This is a genomic window from Massilia aquatica, from assembly GCF_011682045.1.
Taxonomy (GTDB): Bacteria; Pseudomonadota; Gammaproteobacteria; order Burkholderiales; family Burkholderiaceae_D; genus Telluria_A; species Telluria_A aquatica.
Map to the genome: position 1 here is coordinate 48,769 of NZ_VVIW01000012.1, position 15,876 is coordinate 64,644.

The window sequence follows — 15,876 nt, forward strand, 5'->3', positions numbered from 1 at the left end:
GAGCCGGATCCGGCGCGCTTGATTTAGTACAGTACGACCGAGCGGATCGACTCGCCGCTCTTCATCAGGTCGAAGCCTTCGTTGATGCGTTCGAGCGGCAGGCGGTGCGTGATCAGGTCATCGATATTGAGCTTGCCTTCCATGTACCAGTCGACGATCTTCGGCACGTCGGTGCGCCCGCGCGCGCCGCCGAAGGCGGAGCCTTTCCATACGCGGCCGGTGACCAGCTGGAACGGACGGGTCGAAATCTCCTGCCCCGCCGCCGCCACGCCGATGATGATCGACTGGCCCCAGCCCTTGTGCGACGATTCGAGCGACTGGCGCATGGTGGTCACGTTGCCGATGCACTCGAAGCTGTAGTCGGAACCGCCGTCGGTGAGCCCGATAATCGTGTCGACCACGTTCTCCACCTTGGACGGATTGATGAAGTGGGTCATGCCGAACTTGCGCGCCATCGCTTCGCGCTCGGGGTTCAGGTCGACGCCGATGATCTTGTCGGCGCCGACCATTCTGGCGGCCTGGATCACGTTCAGGCCGATGCCGCCCAGGCCGAACACCACCACGTTGGCGCCCGCTTCCACCTTGGCGGTAAACAGCACCGCGCCCACGCCGGTGGTCACGCCGCAGCCGATGTAGCAGATCTTGTCGAACGGCGCGTCGGAACGCACCTTGGCCAGCGCGATCTCGGGCACCACGATGTAGTTCGAGAAGGTCGATGTGCCCATGTAGTGGTAAATCGGCTTGCCGTCGATCGAGAAGCGGCTGGTCGCGTCGGGCATCAGCCCGCGGCCCTGGGTCGAGCGGATCGACTGGCACAGATTGGTTTTCTGCGACAGGCAGAATTTGCACTGGCGGCATTCGGGGGTGTACAGCGGGATGACGTGATCGTCCTTGCGCAGGCTGGTCACGCCCGGTCCCACGTCGACCACCACGCCGGCGCCTTCGTGTCCCAGGATGGACGGGAAAATCCCTTCCGGATCGGCGCCGGAGAGGGTGTAGTAATCGGTGTGACAGATGCCGGTGGCCTTGATTTCGACCAGTACCTCGCCCGCGCGCGGGCCTTCCAGGTCGACTTCTTCAATCGTCAGCGGCTGGCCCGCCTTCCATGCAATCGCTGCCTTGGTTTTCATGTTGTTCCTGTCCCTCAGATGGTCGGAGCGCCGCAAGGGCGCAGTTTCGCCATCATATCAAGCCGGGGACAAGCGTGCAGATTTGGACGCCGGTGCTGCGCATCGCTACACCCAAAACCGTCATTCCCGCCAAGGGGGGCGCCAAGGCCGAGAATGACGGTCTCATGGCTAGCGAAAAAACGACCCAATTTGACGGCATTCGCTTAGCATGCAGCCAATGCGTGCCGCTCCCACAAGGAGTGCAATTGCCCGGTCAGGCGCAGCGGCATCAGGGGCTTGGGAATGACCCCGATCGCGCCCGCCTCGGCATAGCGCGCAATGTCCGCCTCGGCCGTCAGGCCGGTCACGAACAGCGCGGGCGTGCCGGCCAGGTGCGGTATGCGGCGCAGCATGGCCAGGGTGGCCAGGCCGTCCAGATCCGGCATCATCACGTCCAGCAAAATCAGGTCGGGCTTGAAATCCATCGCGGCCAGCAGCGCTTCGCGCCCCGAACCGCAGTCGCGCACCTCGAACTTGCCGATCACTTCCAGCACCAGCTTGGCCGTGGTGCGCACGTGCAGGTCGTCTTCGACATACAAAATCGATTTCAGGCCGTGGCTTGCGTCGCTGTTCATGGCTAATCCCCCGCCGCCACGCACGGCGCAATCCCGAGCATGGACGAAATGGTGCTCCACAGCTGGCGCGGCGAGGTCCACGGCTTGGGCAAAAAGGCGCGCACCGGGTCGCGCGCGTCGGGCAGGCGCGCCGAATACACCAGCAAGGGGGTGGTCAACAACTCGGGCATGAGCGCGCGACCGTCGCCGTCGGACAGGCCGGGGTCGAGCACCACCAGCGAAAACAGTTGGGTAGCGAGCACGCGGCGCGCTTCGGCGATGGTGGCCACGTGGGTCACGTTCGCTTCCGGCGTCAGGAGCGTGGACAGCACCTGCGCGGTCTTTTCATCGCTGTCGATATGCAGCACGCGCGGCGCGTTGCGGGTCGCGCCGGCGCTCTCGCCCTTGCCGTCGGCGCGCGCCCGGGGCGTGAGCACCAGCGCGGCATCCATCAGGGGCGCGGTCAGGCGCGGTGCATCGGCGGCGGCATCGATGCCGATGAAGGCCGGGCCAATCGGCCAGCGCCTCGGCGTGTGGGAAAACAGGGTGCGGCGCTCTTTGGCGACGACTTGCGCGGGAGCGGAGGAAACGCAGAGTTTGTAGTTAGCGGTCGCTTTCATGGCGACATCCTTTCTGAACCGGTTCGATCGGTATCCGGACGTGGCGGCGCAACAACGCACATGGCAAAGGCGCAACAACGTCAGGGGAACAATCGGCGGAGCTGGGCCGAAAACATCTATCGGCCGCAGGGGAAAGGCGGCGCTGAAAAAGGGCGGACGCGAGCGGGTCAGGGCTCAATCACGCAGGGAACTGTGTGAATAAAATGCAAGTCACGCGTTTAGTGTAGCAAATATTTGCCCTGCGGGAACACTGCTTTAGAAATTTTTATCTGAAAGCGTCCGCAATGCGCAACGCCTTCATGCGCCATCACTTGGCTTTGAGACGATTTGCGAATCCGGAATGCAAACTGTTCAATGTTTCTTCGGCGGCGAGCAACTGGTCGGCCACTTCGTTGATCTTGCGCCGGCTCGAACGCGCATGGTCGCGCAGCACTTCGAAGGCGGTGTTGCGGTCGGTCTGGAACTTGCCCATCAGCAGGCCCACGGCCAGGCTGGTTTCGCGCCCGGCGGCCAGCGCCGCGTTCAGGTTCAGTTCGGTGCGGCGCAGCTCGCGGATATCGTCGGCGCGCGCCAGACCGGCTTCGAAGGCCGGCATCAGGCGCTCGGCGTCGACCGGCTTGACCAGGTAGCCCAGCGCGCCGTAGGCGGCCGCCTGGCGGGTCGATTCGCTGTCGCCGATGGCCGACAGGAACATGAACGGCACCGTGGTGTGGGTCTTGAGGTGGTGCGCCAGTTCCAGCCCGCTCATGCCGGGCATGGTGATGTCGAGCAGGGCCATGTCGGGCTCGCCGGCGGCGATCTGCTGCAGCGCTTCTTCGCCGGACGATGCGGTCACGGTGTCGTAACCGGCGTGGCCGATGACTTCATTGAGAAACTGCAGCAGCAGCGGGTCGTCGTCGACGATGAGGATGCGACGTTTCACGACAGGGGCGGAATTTGGCACGGAGGTCCTTTTACGCTGGGAAGAAGTGTAAAAAGATTATACGGCCCCGGTCACGTTCGCGCACGTTTTCCGCTGCGCGCCGAACAAGGCATCGAACTGGCGCGCTGCGGCCGTGGGATCAGGGCTGGCATACACCGAAGTGATGGCCGCCACCATGTCGGCGCCGCGCTCGACCAGCGGCGCCGCGTTCTCGGGCGTCATGCCGCCGATGACCACCAGCGGCAGCGTGAGCTGGCTACGGGCTTCGAGCAGGATATCGGGCGCCGTGGTAAAGCTGTAGCGCTTGACCGGGGACGGATAAAAGCCGCCGAAGGCGGCGTAGGTGGCGCCATCGCGTTGGGCCGCGCGCGCCAGCGCCAGGTCGCCGTAGCAGGAGGCGCCGACGATCTTGCCTGGTCCCAGCGCGGCGCGCACCTTGGCCACGCAGGCGTCGGTTCCGCCCACGTGCACGCCGTCGGCGCCAAGCGTCAGGCACAGGTCCAGGTGGTCGTTGATCACCAGCGGCCGGCCGTAGCGGCGGCACAAGGCCAGCAGCGCGGCACCCTGGCGCCGGCGCAGGTCGGGGCTGGCGTCCTTGTGGCGGTACTGGACCAGCGCCACCCCGCCATCGAGGGCGGCGCGGGTGCAGTCGAGCAGGCGTTCGGTATCGTCCCAGTTGGGGGTGACCAGGTAAAGTCCGCGCATGGGCAGTGTCGGTTTCAGTTTCATAGTAAGGAAGGTAAGCGCTGTGGAATGCGCTGCCCGGCGCCGATCGCGAACGATTGGGCCAGGCTTTGATGGGTATAGGACTGGGCGCGATCGAGGGCATCGGCCATCGATTCGCCCAGGGCCAGGCGGGCGGCAATCGCCGCGGCCAGGGTGCAGCCGCTGCCATGGAATTCGCCGGCCAGGCGTGGCCAGCGCCACTCCTGTTCCTGGTTGTCGCCGCGCCAGCGGTTGACCACCTCGGGGCCGTCGCCATGGCCGCCGGTGACCAGCACGTGCGGGCACGCGAGCGGGCCGAGCTCTTGCGCTTCGCGCAGGTTCGGCACCACCAGGGTGGCCACGGCCAGCAGGGGCGCGAGCGCCGCCAGCGCGTCGCCGCGCGAAAGCGCATCGCCATGGCCGCTGGCCAGCACCGGGTCGAGCACCACCGGCAAGGCGGGATCGCGCCGGCGCAGCTGATCGACTAGTGCGGCAATCGCCTCGGCGTTGGCGCGGTTGCCGGGGATGCCGAGTTTGACGGCGCCAATTTGCACGCTGTCGATCAGCGCCTGCGCCTGGCGCGCCAGCAGGGAGGAGTCGACCGGCACCACGTCGTACACGCGGTTATGGTCCTGCACCGTCAGCGCGGTGACCACCGGCAGCGCGTGCGCACCCTGGGCCGCGATCGCGGCCAGGTCGGCGGCGATGCCGGCCCCGCCCGAGGGATCGAGACCGGCGAACACCAGCACCACCGGCATGGACGCGCTGCGCGCTGTCACGCGACTTTGCCCGCGACCGGCGAGGATGGCACGGCGGCGAAGCGCTTGGGCATGCGCCCGGCCAAAAACGCTTCGCGCCCGGCCCGCACCGCCAGGCGCATGGCGCCGGCCATGCGCACCGGATCGCGCGCGCCGGCGATGGCGCTGTTCATCAGCACACCGTCGCAGCCCAGTTCCATGGCAATCGCCGCGTCCGAGGCGGTGCCCACGCCGGCGTCGACCAGCACCGGCACCTTGGCCTGCTCGATGATCAGCTGCAGGTTCCACGGGTTGAGGATGCCCATGCCGGACCCGATCAGGGACGCCAGCGGCATCACCGCCACGCAGCCGATGTCTTCGAGCAGGCGCGCCTGGATCGGATCGTCGCTGCAGTAAACCATGACGTCGAAGCCGTCCTTGACCAGCGCTTCAGCCGCGACCAGGGTTTCGGGCATGTGCGGGAACAGGGTCTTTTCGTCGCCCAGCACTTCGAGCTTGACCAGGTTGCGCCCGCCCAGCAGCTCGCGCGCCATCTGCAAGGTGTAGACGGCGTCCTTGGCGTTGTAGCAGCCGGCCGTGTTGGGCAGGATGGTGTACTGGTCGGGCGGCAGCACGTCCAGCAGATTGGGCGCGTTGCGGTCCTGGCCGATGTTTACGCGGCGGATCGCCACGGTGATGATTTCGGCCTGGGCGGCGTCGGTCGCCTCGCGCGTTTGCGCCAGGTCGCGGTATTTGCCGCTGCCGACCAGCAGGCGCGAATTGTAGGTCTTGCCCGCGATGGTCAGCAGGTCTTGATTATTCTCGTTCATGTTCATGGTTGCTTCCTTGGTTGGTTCCCTATGCTCAGCCGCCGCCGATGGCGCGCACGATCTCGATTTTGTCTTGCGCCAGCACGGCGCGTTGCGGCCATTGCTGGCGCGGCACCACCTGGCGGTTGACCGCCAGCGCCATGGCCTGCCCCGGCGGCAGGCCAAGTTCCTCGACCAGGTCGAGCAGAGAGGCGCCCGGCGCCACGCGCCGTGCCTCGCCGTTGACTTCGATCTCGATCTTGATCTCGATCACGGTCACACCTTTTTATAGAGTTCACCACCCTGGCGCACGAACTCGATGGCTTTCACTTCCATCCCCTGGCGCAGCGCGCTTTGCTCGCTCACGTTCATGGTGGCGGCGTAGTCGCGTACTTCCTGGGTGATCTTCATCGAGCAGAAATGCGGACCGCACATCGAGCAGAAATGCGCCACCTTGGCCGAATCCTTGGGCAATGTCTCGTCGTGGAATTCGCGCGCCTTGTCCGGGTCCAGGCCCAGGTTGAACTGGTCGTCCCAGCGGAATTCGAAACGCGCTTTCGACAGCGCGTTGTCGCGGATCTGCGCGCCCGGATGGCCCTTGGCCAGGTCGGCCGCGTGCGCCGCGATCTTGTAGGTGATGATGCCGTCCTTGACGTCATCCTTGTTCGGCAGGCCCAGATGCTCTTTCGGCGTGACGTAGCACAGCATGGCGGTGCCGTACCAGCCGATCATGGCCGCGCCGATGCCCGAGGTGATGTGATCGTAGCCGGGGGCGATATCGGTCGTCAAAGGTCCCAGGGTGTAGAACGGCGCCTCGCCGCACTGGTCCAGCTGGAGGTCCATGTTCTCTTTGATCAGTTGCATCGGCACGTGGCCGGGGCCTTCGATCATGACCTGCACGTCGTGCTTCCAGGCGACTTGCGTGAGTTCGCCCAGGGTTTTCAGCTCGGCCAGCTGCGCCTCGTCGTTGGCGTCGTAGATGGAGCCGGGACGCAGGCCGTCGCCCAGGCTGAACGAGACGTCGTAGGCTTTCATGATGGCGCAGATGTCTTCGAAGTGCGTGTACAGGAACGATTCCTTGTGATGCGCGAGGCACCACTTGGCCATGATCGAGCCGCCGCGCGAGACGATCCCGGTCAGGCGCGAGGCGGTCATCGGCACGTAGCGCAGCAGCACGCCGGCGTGGATGGTGAAGTAGTCGACGCCTTGCTCGGCCTGTTCGATCAGGGTATCGCGGAAGATTTCCCAGGTCAGGTCTTCAGCCTTGCCGTTGACCTTTTCCAGCGCCTGGTAGATCGGCACGGTGCCGATCGGAACCGGGCTGTTACGGATGATCCATTCGCGCGTTTCGTGAATGTGCTTGCCGGTCGACAGATCCATGACATTGTCGGCGCCCCAGCGGATCGCCCAGGTCATTTTTTCGACTTCCTCGCCGATCGACGAGGTCACGGCCGAATTGCCGATGTTGGCGTTGATCTTGACCAGGAAATTGCGGCCGATGATCATCGGCTCGACTTCCGGATGGTTGATGTTGGCCGGGATGATGGCGCGGCCGCGGGCGATTTCTTCGCGCACGAATTCGGCGGTGATGGTGTCGGGGATGGAGGCCCCGAACGACTGGCCCGAATGCTGGCGTCCCAGCAGCTGCGCGCTGCGCTTGCCCATCGGGCCGGATGCTTCGAGCTCCTGCAGGTACTCCTGGCGGCGCAGGTTTTCGCGGATCGCCACGTATTCCATTTCGGGCGTGATGATGCCGCGCCGCGCGTAGTGCATCTGCGTCACGTTGGCGCCTTCGAGCGCGCGGCGCGGGGTGCGCTGCAGCTGGAAGCGCAGCGCGGCCAGGGCCGGGTCGTCCAGGCGCGCCTGGCCGTAGGCGGAACTGGGGCCGGCCAGTTGTTCGGTGTCGCCGCGTTCCAGGATCCACGGCAGGCGCGGGGTACCGAGGCCGGAGCGGATGTCGATGGCCGCTTCCGGATCGGTGTACGGGCCGGAGGTGTCATATATATAGACAGGGGGATTCGGTTCGGCGCCGAAGGAGGCGGCCGTATCGGACTGGCTGACGGCGCGCATCGGCACGCGCAGGTCAGCGCGGCTGCCCTGGGCATAGACTTTACGGGAATTCGGAAAAGGCGCAATTGCCGCTTCATCCACCGTGGCGGTGGCGGAATCGAATTTGAGGGGGGCTTTCAGCGGTGCGTTCATGTGGCTCCATTGCGTGCAGGAGCCAGCAAAGGAGTCGGAGCCCGGGATTGCGGCCGTGACGGCGCACCCATGGAACTCACTGGCTTCCCTTCGCTGGCATTATCCAGATCAGGTTCAGAGGGTGTTTCTCACCCGCGCCTCGCTGTTGCGATTTGCAGGACCCCTAGCGTGTGCCGCCTTGCGGCAGCGAGCGCAATTATACCCCCTGATACGGGCGACAACATGGCTTTTTCGCCACGTGATACAGAACAACACCGGCTTGCGGGCAAGTGGGAGACTGGACCACCCGGGCTGCTTGCCAATGGCGCCAGCCTAAGCGCCGTCTTTCCCGCGCAGGCGGGAATCCATAGCACCTCCGCGCGAAGGTGGCATGAATCCGCGCCTGCGCGGGGACGACGAATCTCAGGTCCTCGGCCTTCATGCCAGTCGCCTGCCAATCGTCACTTTGGAGAACCCTCATGATGAAACTGTCAACCAGCGCCAGCGCGGTCCGCTTGCTGCTCTCGTCGCTTGCCATCGGCCTCACTGCGCACGCCGGCGCCGCCGTCGACACCACGCGCGTGATCGTCGCCTTCAAACCCGGCAAGGCGGCCATCGTGCGAGCGGCGGTATCCGGCGCGCACGGCGCGGTCAAGCACGAGATCCACGGCATGGATGCGATGGCGATCGAGGTGCCGGCCCAGGCCCTGAACGGCCTGCTGCGCAACCCGAACGTGGAATACATCGAGGAAGACGTGGTGCGCAAGGCCTTCGCCCTGAGCTCGGCGTCGACCGGCACGCCGTACGCCAGCGGCCAACTGGTCCCGTACGGGATCAACCTGGTGCAGGCCGACCTGCTGCCCGATGCGAATGCCGCCAACCGCAAGGTGTGCATCATCGATTCAGGCTACGACCGCGCCCATGAAGACCTGAGCGCCAACAGCGTCGCCGGCGAGTACGACGCCGGCACCGGCAACTGGTACACCGACGAAAACCACCATGGCACGCACGTCGCCGGCACCATCGCGGCGATCAACAACAGCGGCACCGGCGTGGTGGGCGTGAACCCCAACCGCCTCCTGAAACTGCACATCGTGAAGGTGTTCGGCGCCGCCGGCTGGGCCTATTCGTCAAGCCTGGCCAGCGCCGCCAACAAGTGCGGCAGCGCCGGCGCGAATGTCATCAGCATGTCGCTCGGGGGCGGACGCCCCAGCAAGACCGAGGAGCGCGCCTTCGATGCGCTGGCCGCCAAGGGCGTCCTGAGCATCGCCGCCGCCGGCAACGACGGCAACACGGTGGTGTCGTACCCGGCCGGCTACGCCAGCGTGATGATGGTCGGCGCGCTCGACGAAAACAAGGCCTGGGCCAGCTTCTCGCAGTACAACAGCAAGGTCGAAATCGCCGGCCCCGGCGTCGGCGTGCTCTCGACCGTGCCGATGAACAGCGGCTCCATGCCGGCGCTGACGGTGGGCGCGGCCGTGTACGCGCCGGGGTCGATGGACGGCTCGCCGGTCAAGACTGCCACAGCGCCGCTGGCCGACTTCGGCCTGGGCGACAAGGCCGATGCCGCCGTCTCGGGCAAGGTGTGCCTGATCGCGCGCGGGACCATCGATTTCGCCACCAAGGTCGCCAACTGCCAGAACAGCGGCGGCGTGGGCGCGGTGGTGTACAACAACGTCGCCGGAGGGTTCAGCGGCACGGTCGGCACGGCCACCCTGATTCCATCGGTATCGGCATCGAGCGCCGAAGGTACGCAGCTGAAAACCCAGTTGGGCCAGAGCGCCACGGTGGCGGTGAAACCGGCCAGCTACGCCTACTTCGACGGCACCTCAATGGCGACGCCGCACGTGTCGGCGGTGGCGGCGCTGGTGTGGAGCTACTTCCCGACCTGCAGCGGAACGCAAATCCGCAACTCGCTCGGCAAGAGCGCGCTCGACCTGGGCATGGCGGGGCGCGACACCAAGTACGGCTTTGGCCTGGTGCAGGCAAAAGCCGCCCACGACCGCATCAAGTTACTCGGTTGCGGGAATTGATCCGGCCCCGGATCTGACGCAGGAACGTGCGGAGATGGTACGCTGATAAACTTTTGTTTATCCGGGGCGCGCCGCGCCCCTACCATTCCAGGCACGTATGACCAAAAAGATTTTGCTGTTAAGCGTTTCCGCCGGCGCCGGCCATATGCGCGCGGCCGAAGCGATTCGCGCCGCCGCCAACGCGGCCGCCGGCGGGGTCGAAGCGACCCATCTGGACGTGATGGATTACGTCCCTTCCGCCTTTCGCAAGATGTACACCGAGTTTTACCTGAAACTGGTGAACAAGGCGCCGGCGCTGTGGGGCTACCTGTACCAGGCCAGCAACGACGCCCGCCCGGACAGCACCATGCAGCAGCTGCGGCGCGGCCTGGAACGCCTCAACACGCGAGCGCTGATGACCGCCATCGACGCGGCGCAGCCGGACGCGATCGTCTGCACCCACTTCCTGCCGGCCGAAATTTTGGCGCGCGCGATCCGCAAGCGCGGCTTCACCACCCCGGTGTGGGTGCAGGTGACCGACTTCGACCTGCACCGCATGTGGATGCACGAGAACATGGCCGGCTACTTCGCCGGCAACGAGGAAGTCGCCTACCGCATGCGCCGCTGCGGCATTGCGCCCGAACGCATCCACGTGACCGGCATTCCGATCATGCCCGCCTTCGGCCAGGCGCTTGACCGCACCGCCTGCGCGCGCGAGTTCGGGCTCGATCCCAAGACCACCACCTTCCTGCTGATGGGCGGCGGCGCTGGCCTGGGCAGCCTGGAGACGGTGGCCGAACGCCTGCTGGCCCTGGAAGGCACCTTCCAGCTGATCGTTTTGGCCGGCAAGAACGCCAAGGCGCTGGCCGCGCTCAAGGTGTTGGAGATGCGCTTTCCGGGACGCCTGCTGGCGCAGGGCTTTACCGACAAGGTGGAGCGCCTGATGGCATGCGCGGATCTGGTGATCACCAAGCCGGGCGGGCTGACAAGTTCCGAATGCCTGGCCATGGGCCTGCCGATGATCGTCAATTCGCCGATTCCGGGGCAGGAAGAACGCAACGCCGATTACCTGCTCGAACAGGGCGTCGCCCTCAAGGCGGTCGACGGCCCCACCCTGGAATACCGCATCGCGCACCTGCTGGCGCATCCCGATCAACTGGCGGCGATGAGCCGGCGCGCACGCGCGCTGGGCCGCTCGCATGCGGCCCAGGATGCCCTCGGCCATGTGCTGGGTAACCCCGCCCGCACGCCATCGAACTGACCATACCGAAAAACGCCCCATGACCAGACTCTTATTTGCCGCAACCCTTTTCAGCGCCTGCGCCGGCGCGCTGGCCGACACCGGCATCGACACCGCCAAGCTGACCGAAACCGAGGTCGCCCTGGCCGATGTGAGCCGTGCAGGCCAGCCCGGCAAGGCCTTCATGGCAGCCACCATCATCAACGCCCCAGTGCCGAAGCTGTGCGCGATGATCCAGGACTACGCCGCCTACCCGTCGTTCATGCCGAACGTGGACAAGGTGGCGGTGCTGCGCAAGGAAGACGCCGCGCAGGTCGACATGACGCTCAAGCTGCCGCTCGGGAAGGTGAAAAAATACCGCCTGCGCATGGAACCGAAGGTGTCCGCCGCCCAGTGCCAGCTATCGTGGAAAATGCTGCCCTGGCCCGGCGTGAGCGCCGAGGAAGCGATTGCCGACACCACCGGCTACTGGCTGCTGGCGCCGCACGCCAGCGACAAGAACAAGACCGTGGTCAAATACATGGTGTACACCGATCCGGGCCCGGTGCCGATGGGACTGGGGTGGATCGTCGACAGCATGAGCCGTGGCAGCATGCCCAAGACCCTGGAAGCGCTGCGCCAGCGCGCCGCCGCTGCGCAATAACTGCCCGTCGCGGCTGCGCCCCGTCCTCCTCTATAATGAACGTTTTCGCAAAAATACACGACAAACCATGGAATTAGACAAATCTTTCGAGCCCGCCGACATTGAACGCTACTGGCGCGCGGAGTGGGAAAAACGCGGCTACTTCGCCGCGACCACCGACGCCGACAAGCCGTCGTTTTGCATCCAGCTGCCGCCGCCGAACGTCACCGGCACCCTGCACATGGGCCATGCGTTCAACCAGACCATCATGGATGGCCTGACCCGCTACTACCGCATGCGCGGCTATAACACCGCCTGGGTTCCGGGCACCGACCATGCCGGCATCGCCACCCAGATCGTGGTGGAGCGCCAGCTCGACGCGCAAAAAGTCTCGCGCCATGACCTGGGCCGCGAGAAGTTCGTCGCCAAAGTCTGGGAATGGAAAGAAAAGTCGGGCAACATCATCACCGGCCAGATGCGCCGCATGGGCACCTCGCCCGACTGGGCGCGCGAATACTTCACCATGGATGAACCGCGCTCGAAGATCGTCACCGACGTGTTCGTGCGCCTGTTCGAGCAGGGCCTGATCTACCGCGGCAAGCGCCTGGTGAACTGGGACCCGAAGCTGGGCACCGCCGTATCGGACCTGGAAGTGGTGTCGGAAGAAGAAGACGGCTCGATGTGGTACATCCGCTATCCATTCGTGGACGGCAGCGGCCATCTGACGGTGGCCACCACGCGTCCTGAAACGCTGCTCGGCGACGTCGCCGTGGCGGTCGATCCGACCGACGAGCGTTACCAGGCGATGGTCGGCAAGATGCTCAAGCTGCCGCTGACGGAACGTGAAATCCCGATCATCGCCGACGACTACGTCGACAAGGCCTTCGGCACCGGCTGCGTGAAGATCACCCCGGCGCACGACCTGAACGACTACGCCGTCGGCCAGCGCCACAAGCTGCCGATGATCTGCGTGATGACGCTCGACGCGAAAATGAACGACGAAGCGCCGCAAGCCTACCGTGGCCTGGACCGTTTCGTGGCGCGTAAAAAAATCGTTGCCGACCTCGATGCGCAAGGCTTGCTGCAGGAAGTCAAGCCGCACAAGCTGATGGTGCCGCGCGGCGACCGTACCGGCGTCGTGATCGAGCCGATGCTGACCGACCAGTGGTTCGTGGCGATGACCAAGCCGGCGCCGGAAGGCACGTTCTTCCCCGGTAAATCGATCGCCGAAGTGGCGCTCGACAAAGTCGCCAGCGGCGAAATCAAGTTCGTGCCCGAAAACTGGAACACCACCTACAACCAGTGGCTCAACAACATCCAGGACTGGTGCATCTCGCGCCAGCTGTGGTGGGGCCACCAGATCCCGGCATGGTACGACGATGCCGGCAATATCTTTGTGGCCAAGACCGAAGAAGAAGCCAAGGCCAAGGCGCTGGCGGCCGGCGTGACGGCGCCGCTGCGGCGCGACGACGACGTGCTCGATACCTGGTTCTCGTCGGCGCTGGTGCCGTTTTCGACCATGGGCTGGCCGGAAGAGACGGTCGACCTCAAGACCTTCCTGCCGTCGTCGGTGCTGGTGACCGGCTTCGACATCATCTTCTTTTGGGTGGCGCGCATGGTCATGATGACCGCGCACTTCACCGGCAAGGTGCCGTTCGAGACCGTGTACGTGCATGGCCTGGTGCGCGATTCGAGCGGGCAGAAAATGTCCAAGTCGAAGGGCAATACGCTCGATCCGATCGACCTGATCGACGGTATCGATGTCGAAGCGCTGGTCGAAAAGCGCACCACCGGCTTGATGAATCCGCGCGACGCCGAAAAGATCGCCAAGGCCACGCGCAAGGAATTCCCGGCCGGGATTGCAGCCTACGGCACCGACGCGGTGCGCTTCACCATGGCCAGCTATGCTTCGCTGGGGCGCAACATCAACTTCGACCTGGGCCGCGCCGAGGGCTACCGCAACTTCAACAACAAGCTGTGGAACGCCACCCGCTTCGTGCTGATGAACACCCAGGAAAAAGATTGCGGCGTGCCGGCAGATGCCGACCTGTCGCAGGGCGACCGCTGGATCCTGTCGACCATGCAGCGCGCCGAGATGGAAGTGGCCAAAGGCTTCGACGACTACCGCTTCGATAACATCGCTTCGGCCATCCACAAGTTCGTGTGGTACGACTACTGCGACTGGTACCTCGAAATGGCCAAGGTCCAGATCCAGCACGGCACCGAAGGCCAGCAGCGCGCTACCCGCAACACCTTGCTGCGCGTGCTGGAAGTGATCCTGCGCCTGGCGCATCCGATCATTCCGTTCGTGACCGAAACGCTGTGGCAGACCGTCGCGCCGCTGGCCGGCAAAGTGCTCAACCCGGCGGGCGACTCGATCATGGTGCAGCCGTACCCGGAAGCCAATCCGGCGCTCATCGACGAGCGCGCGGAAGAGTGGATGGTCCAGCTCAAGGCGCTGACCGACGGCACCCGTACCCTGCGCGGCGAAATGAAGCTGCCGGAGTCGATGCGCGTGCCGCTGATCGTCGAAGCGGCCGACGCGGCCGACCGGGCGCGCCTGGAAAGCTACGCGGCTTACGTGCAGACCCTGGGCAAGCTGTCGGAAGTCAATATCGTCGACACCTTGCCGGAGTCGCCGGCGGCGGTGGCGGTGGTGGGCGCCACCAAGCTGATGCTCAAGGTGGAGATCGATGTCGGCGCCGAGCGTGAGCGCATGTCGAAGGAAATTGCGCGCATCGAAGGCGAAATCGCCAAGGTGAACGGCAAGCTGGGCAATGAAAGCTTCGTGGCGCGCGCGCCCGAAGCGGTCGTTGCGCAGGAAAAAGAGCGCCTGGTGGCATTCTCGGCCACCATCGAAAAGCTGCGCGAGCAGCTGGCCAAGTTGCCGGCAGCGTAAGCTGTCACAGCGGTGCGGCGCGCTTTTGATTCCACCAGGAATCAAAAGCGCGCTGTACGTACGGAAAAAAATGTCAAGTTGAAAATAGAGACTGTCTTATTCGGTTAACATTTGATAATATTTTTCTGATAAGAACTTAAAGTTTCTCTATACTATCGCTCTTTGGTGAGTCGGATCCAGTCCCGCTATTGGTTCTCCGGTTAACACCTGCGATGTCCCTGATTTGTTCCCCCTGTTACCCGGTTGCGTGCGCTTGCACGGACCTGGCGTTCCCAGCGCACATAACAACTTCATTCACCGGTTGACGCCGGCACGCAGACCAGCAACTTGAACACTGCCCACCGAATGGCCGTGATGGATATCCATTGCCTGTCGTGGGTACGAGGATTTTTGAAAGAGGAATTACATGAAACAATCAGCTTATGCCATCGCCCTGTCCAGCGCCCTGATCGCCGGTTGCGGCGGCGGGTCGTCCGAGTCGTCGACCGCACCGGCCATGGCGCCGGCGGCGCCGGTGGCTGTGGTGCCGGCGCCTGTACCTGCACCAGCGCCGGCGCCCGTGGTGACGCCGGAGCCGGTCGTGGCCGCGCCGACACCGGTGGTCACTGCGCAACCGGCGCCGGTCCCGGCTCCTGTACCAGCACCGACGTCCGCCCCGGTGCCTACGCCAGCCCCAGCGCCCGCCCCTGCACCGGCGCCGGCCCCTGTATCCGCACCGGCTCCGGCACCAGCGCCAGCACCTGCGCCAGTATCGGCCACATCGACGTCGGCCTCGGCTTCCTTCGCCGACTGCTTCGAGGTAACGCCGGGCACGCAATACACGACCTCGAATACCTACACCCATGTGGTTGTCAAAGAGATGTTCGAGGGCGTCATGGCCTACGGCATCATGGAACTGCGCGATAACGGCGCGCGCCGTGGCGGTCCGTACTTCATCACCGACAACAATATCCACAGGATGCTGGGCGTCGGCCAATACGATACAAGCGGCGTCCAGAAGGGCAAGGATGTGTTTTCCAAGGAAGCAGTCTTCCCGCTGACGATGGTTCCCGGCCAGACGTCCATGGCCAACTTCACCAGCACGAGCACCAGCTGGCGCCTGGAGTTCGACAAGTCGGGCGCATCGAGCACGGTGACCAGCACCGACGTCACAGCGCTCTCCGATCAATTGACATTCGTCGGCTTCGACACGATCACGGTCGCCGGCCGCACGTTCGCGAACGCGTGCAAGATTGCCTCGCCAGGATCGGTCGCGGGGCAGGTGTCGATGGCATGGCGCGCCAAAGGCTTTGGCTGGGTCCGCACCGAAGAGCAAACCGTCCAGGGCGCGCTGGTGCCCGGCACGCGCGTCGAGATCGTCAAGATCATCGCGGCGCCCTGAGTCCTTATTCCGCTCCCCGCGCTGC

At 64.9% G+C, this 15,876-nt stretch carries 14 protein-coding genes and 1 riboswitch; of the genes, 5 read left to right on the top strand and 9 right to left on the bottom strand.

Going from position 1 to position 15,876, the window contains the following annotated elements; all coding sequences use genetic code 11:
• Nucleotides 1-23 precede the first annotated feature (23 nt).
• The 9 genes from F1609_RS19680 to thiC form a co-directional block, all read right to left on the bottom strand.
• The gene (locus F1609_RS19680; RefSeq protein ID WP_167078298.1) at nucleotides 24-1,130 is read right to left on the bottom strand and encodes an S-(hydroxymethyl)glutathione dehydrogenase/class III alcohol dehydrogenase; all 1,107 of its coding nucleotides are present in this window, start codon (nucleotides 1,128-1,130) and stop codon (nucleotides 24-26) included.
• A gap of 203 nt (nucleotides 1,131-1,333) precedes the next feature.
• Entirely contained in the window at nucleotides 1,334-1,744 is a 411-nt protein-coding gene (locus tag F1609_RS19685) for a response regulator (protein WP_167078300.1), read from the bottom strand.
• A gap of 2 nt (nucleotides 1,745-1,746) precedes the next feature.
• On the bottom strand, nucleotides 1,747-2,343 hold the full coding sequence (locus F1609_RS19690) for a DNA-binding transcriptional response regulator (protein WP_167078302.1): 597 nt from the start codon (nucleotides 2,341-2,343) through the stop codon (nucleotides 1,747-1,749).
• Nucleotides 2,344-2,650: 307 nt separating this feature from the next.
• Nucleotides 2,651-3,286, bottom strand: a complete 636-nt coding sequence (locus F1609_RS19695) for an ANTAR domain-containing response regulator (protein ID WP_167078303.1) — start codon at nucleotides 3,284-3,286, stop codon at nucleotides 2,651-2,653.
• Between the two features lie 36 nt (nucleotides 3,287-3,322).
• Nucleotides 3,323-3,970 (bottom strand): thiamine phosphate synthase, encoded by a 648-nt coding sequence (gene thiE / locus F1609_RS19700; protein WP_167078305.1) that lies wholly within the window; start codon nucleotides 3,968-3,970, stop codon nucleotides 3,323-3,325.
• 20 nt (nucleotides 3,971-3,990) lie between these two features.
• A complete protein-coding gene (gene thiD, locus F1609_RS19705; protein WP_167078487.1) occupies nucleotides 3,991-4,728 on the bottom strand; it encodes a bifunctional hydroxymethylpyrimidine kinase/phosphomethylpyrimidine kinase in 738 nt (245 codons plus the stop codon).
• A 17-nt stretch (nucleotides 4,729-4,745) separates the two neighbouring features.
• Complete coding sequence (locus F1609_RS19710; RefSeq protein WP_370661648.1) at nucleotides 4,746-5,537, bottom strand: thiazole synthase; 792 nt, start codon at nucleotides 5,535-5,537, stop codon at nucleotides 4,746-4,748.
• 34 nt (nucleotides 5,538-5,571) lie between these two features.
• The gene (thiS, locus tag F1609_RS19715) at nucleotides 5,572-5,790 is read right to left on the bottom strand and encodes a sulfur carrier protein ThiS (protein ID WP_370661646.1); all 219 of its coding nucleotides are present in this window, start codon (nucleotides 5,788-5,790) and stop codon (nucleotides 5,572-5,574) included.
• 2 nt (nucleotides 5,791-5,792) lie between these two features.
• The gene (gene thiC, locus F1609_RS19720) at nucleotides 5,793-7,706 is read right to left on the bottom strand and encodes a phosphomethylpyrimidine synthase ThiC (protein ID WP_167078489.1); all 1,914 of its coding nucleotides are present in this window, start codon (nucleotides 7,704-7,706) and stop codon (nucleotides 5,793-5,795) included.
• A gap of 80 nt (nucleotides 7,707-7,786) precedes the next feature.
• Nucleotides 7,787-7,893, bottom strand: a riboswitch (TPP riboswitch).
• A gap of 283 nt (nucleotides 7,894-8,176) precedes the next feature.
• Here thiC and F1609_RS19725 point away from each other — a divergent pair.
• The 5 genes from F1609_RS19725 (at nucleotide 8,177) to F1609_RS19745 (ending at nucleotide 15,851) form a co-directional block, all read left to right on the top strand.
• Complete coding sequence (locus tag F1609_RS19725; RefSeq protein WP_167078309.1) at nucleotides 8,177-9,730, top strand: S8 family serine peptidase; 1,554 nt, start codon at nucleotides 8,177-8,179, stop codon at nucleotides 9,728-9,730.
• Nucleotides 9,731-9,827: 97 nt separating this feature from the next.
• Nucleotides 9,828-10,970 carry an MGDG synthase family glycosyltransferase gene (locus F1609_RS19730; RefSeq protein WP_229421955.1) on the top strand — a complete coding sequence of 381 codons (1,143 nt, stop codon included), beginning with the start codon at nucleotides 9,828-9,830 and terminating at the stop codon, nucleotides 10,968-10,970.
• Between the two features lie 19 nt (nucleotides 10,971-10,989).
• Nucleotides 10,990-11,592 carry an SRPBCC family protein gene (locus F1609_RS19735; protein WP_167078311.1) on the top strand — a complete coding sequence of 201 codons (603 nt, stop codon included), beginning with the start codon at nucleotides 10,990-10,992 and terminating at the stop codon, nucleotides 11,590-11,592.
• A 67-nt stretch (nucleotides 11,593-11,659) separates the two neighbouring features.
• The gene (locus F1609_RS19740; protein WP_167078312.1) at nucleotides 11,660-14,470 is read left to right on the top strand and encodes a valine--tRNA ligase; all 2,811 of its coding nucleotides are present in this window, start codon (nucleotides 11,660-11,662) and stop codon (nucleotides 14,468-14,470) included.
• A gap of 406 nt (nucleotides 14,471-14,876) precedes the next feature.
• Nucleotides 14,877-15,851, top strand: coding sequence for a hypothetical protein (locus F1609_RS19745; protein WP_167078209.1), 975 nt, complete (start codon nucleotides 14,877-14,879; stop codon nucleotides 15,849-15,851).
• Nucleotides 15,852-15,876: the final 25 nt, after the last annotated feature.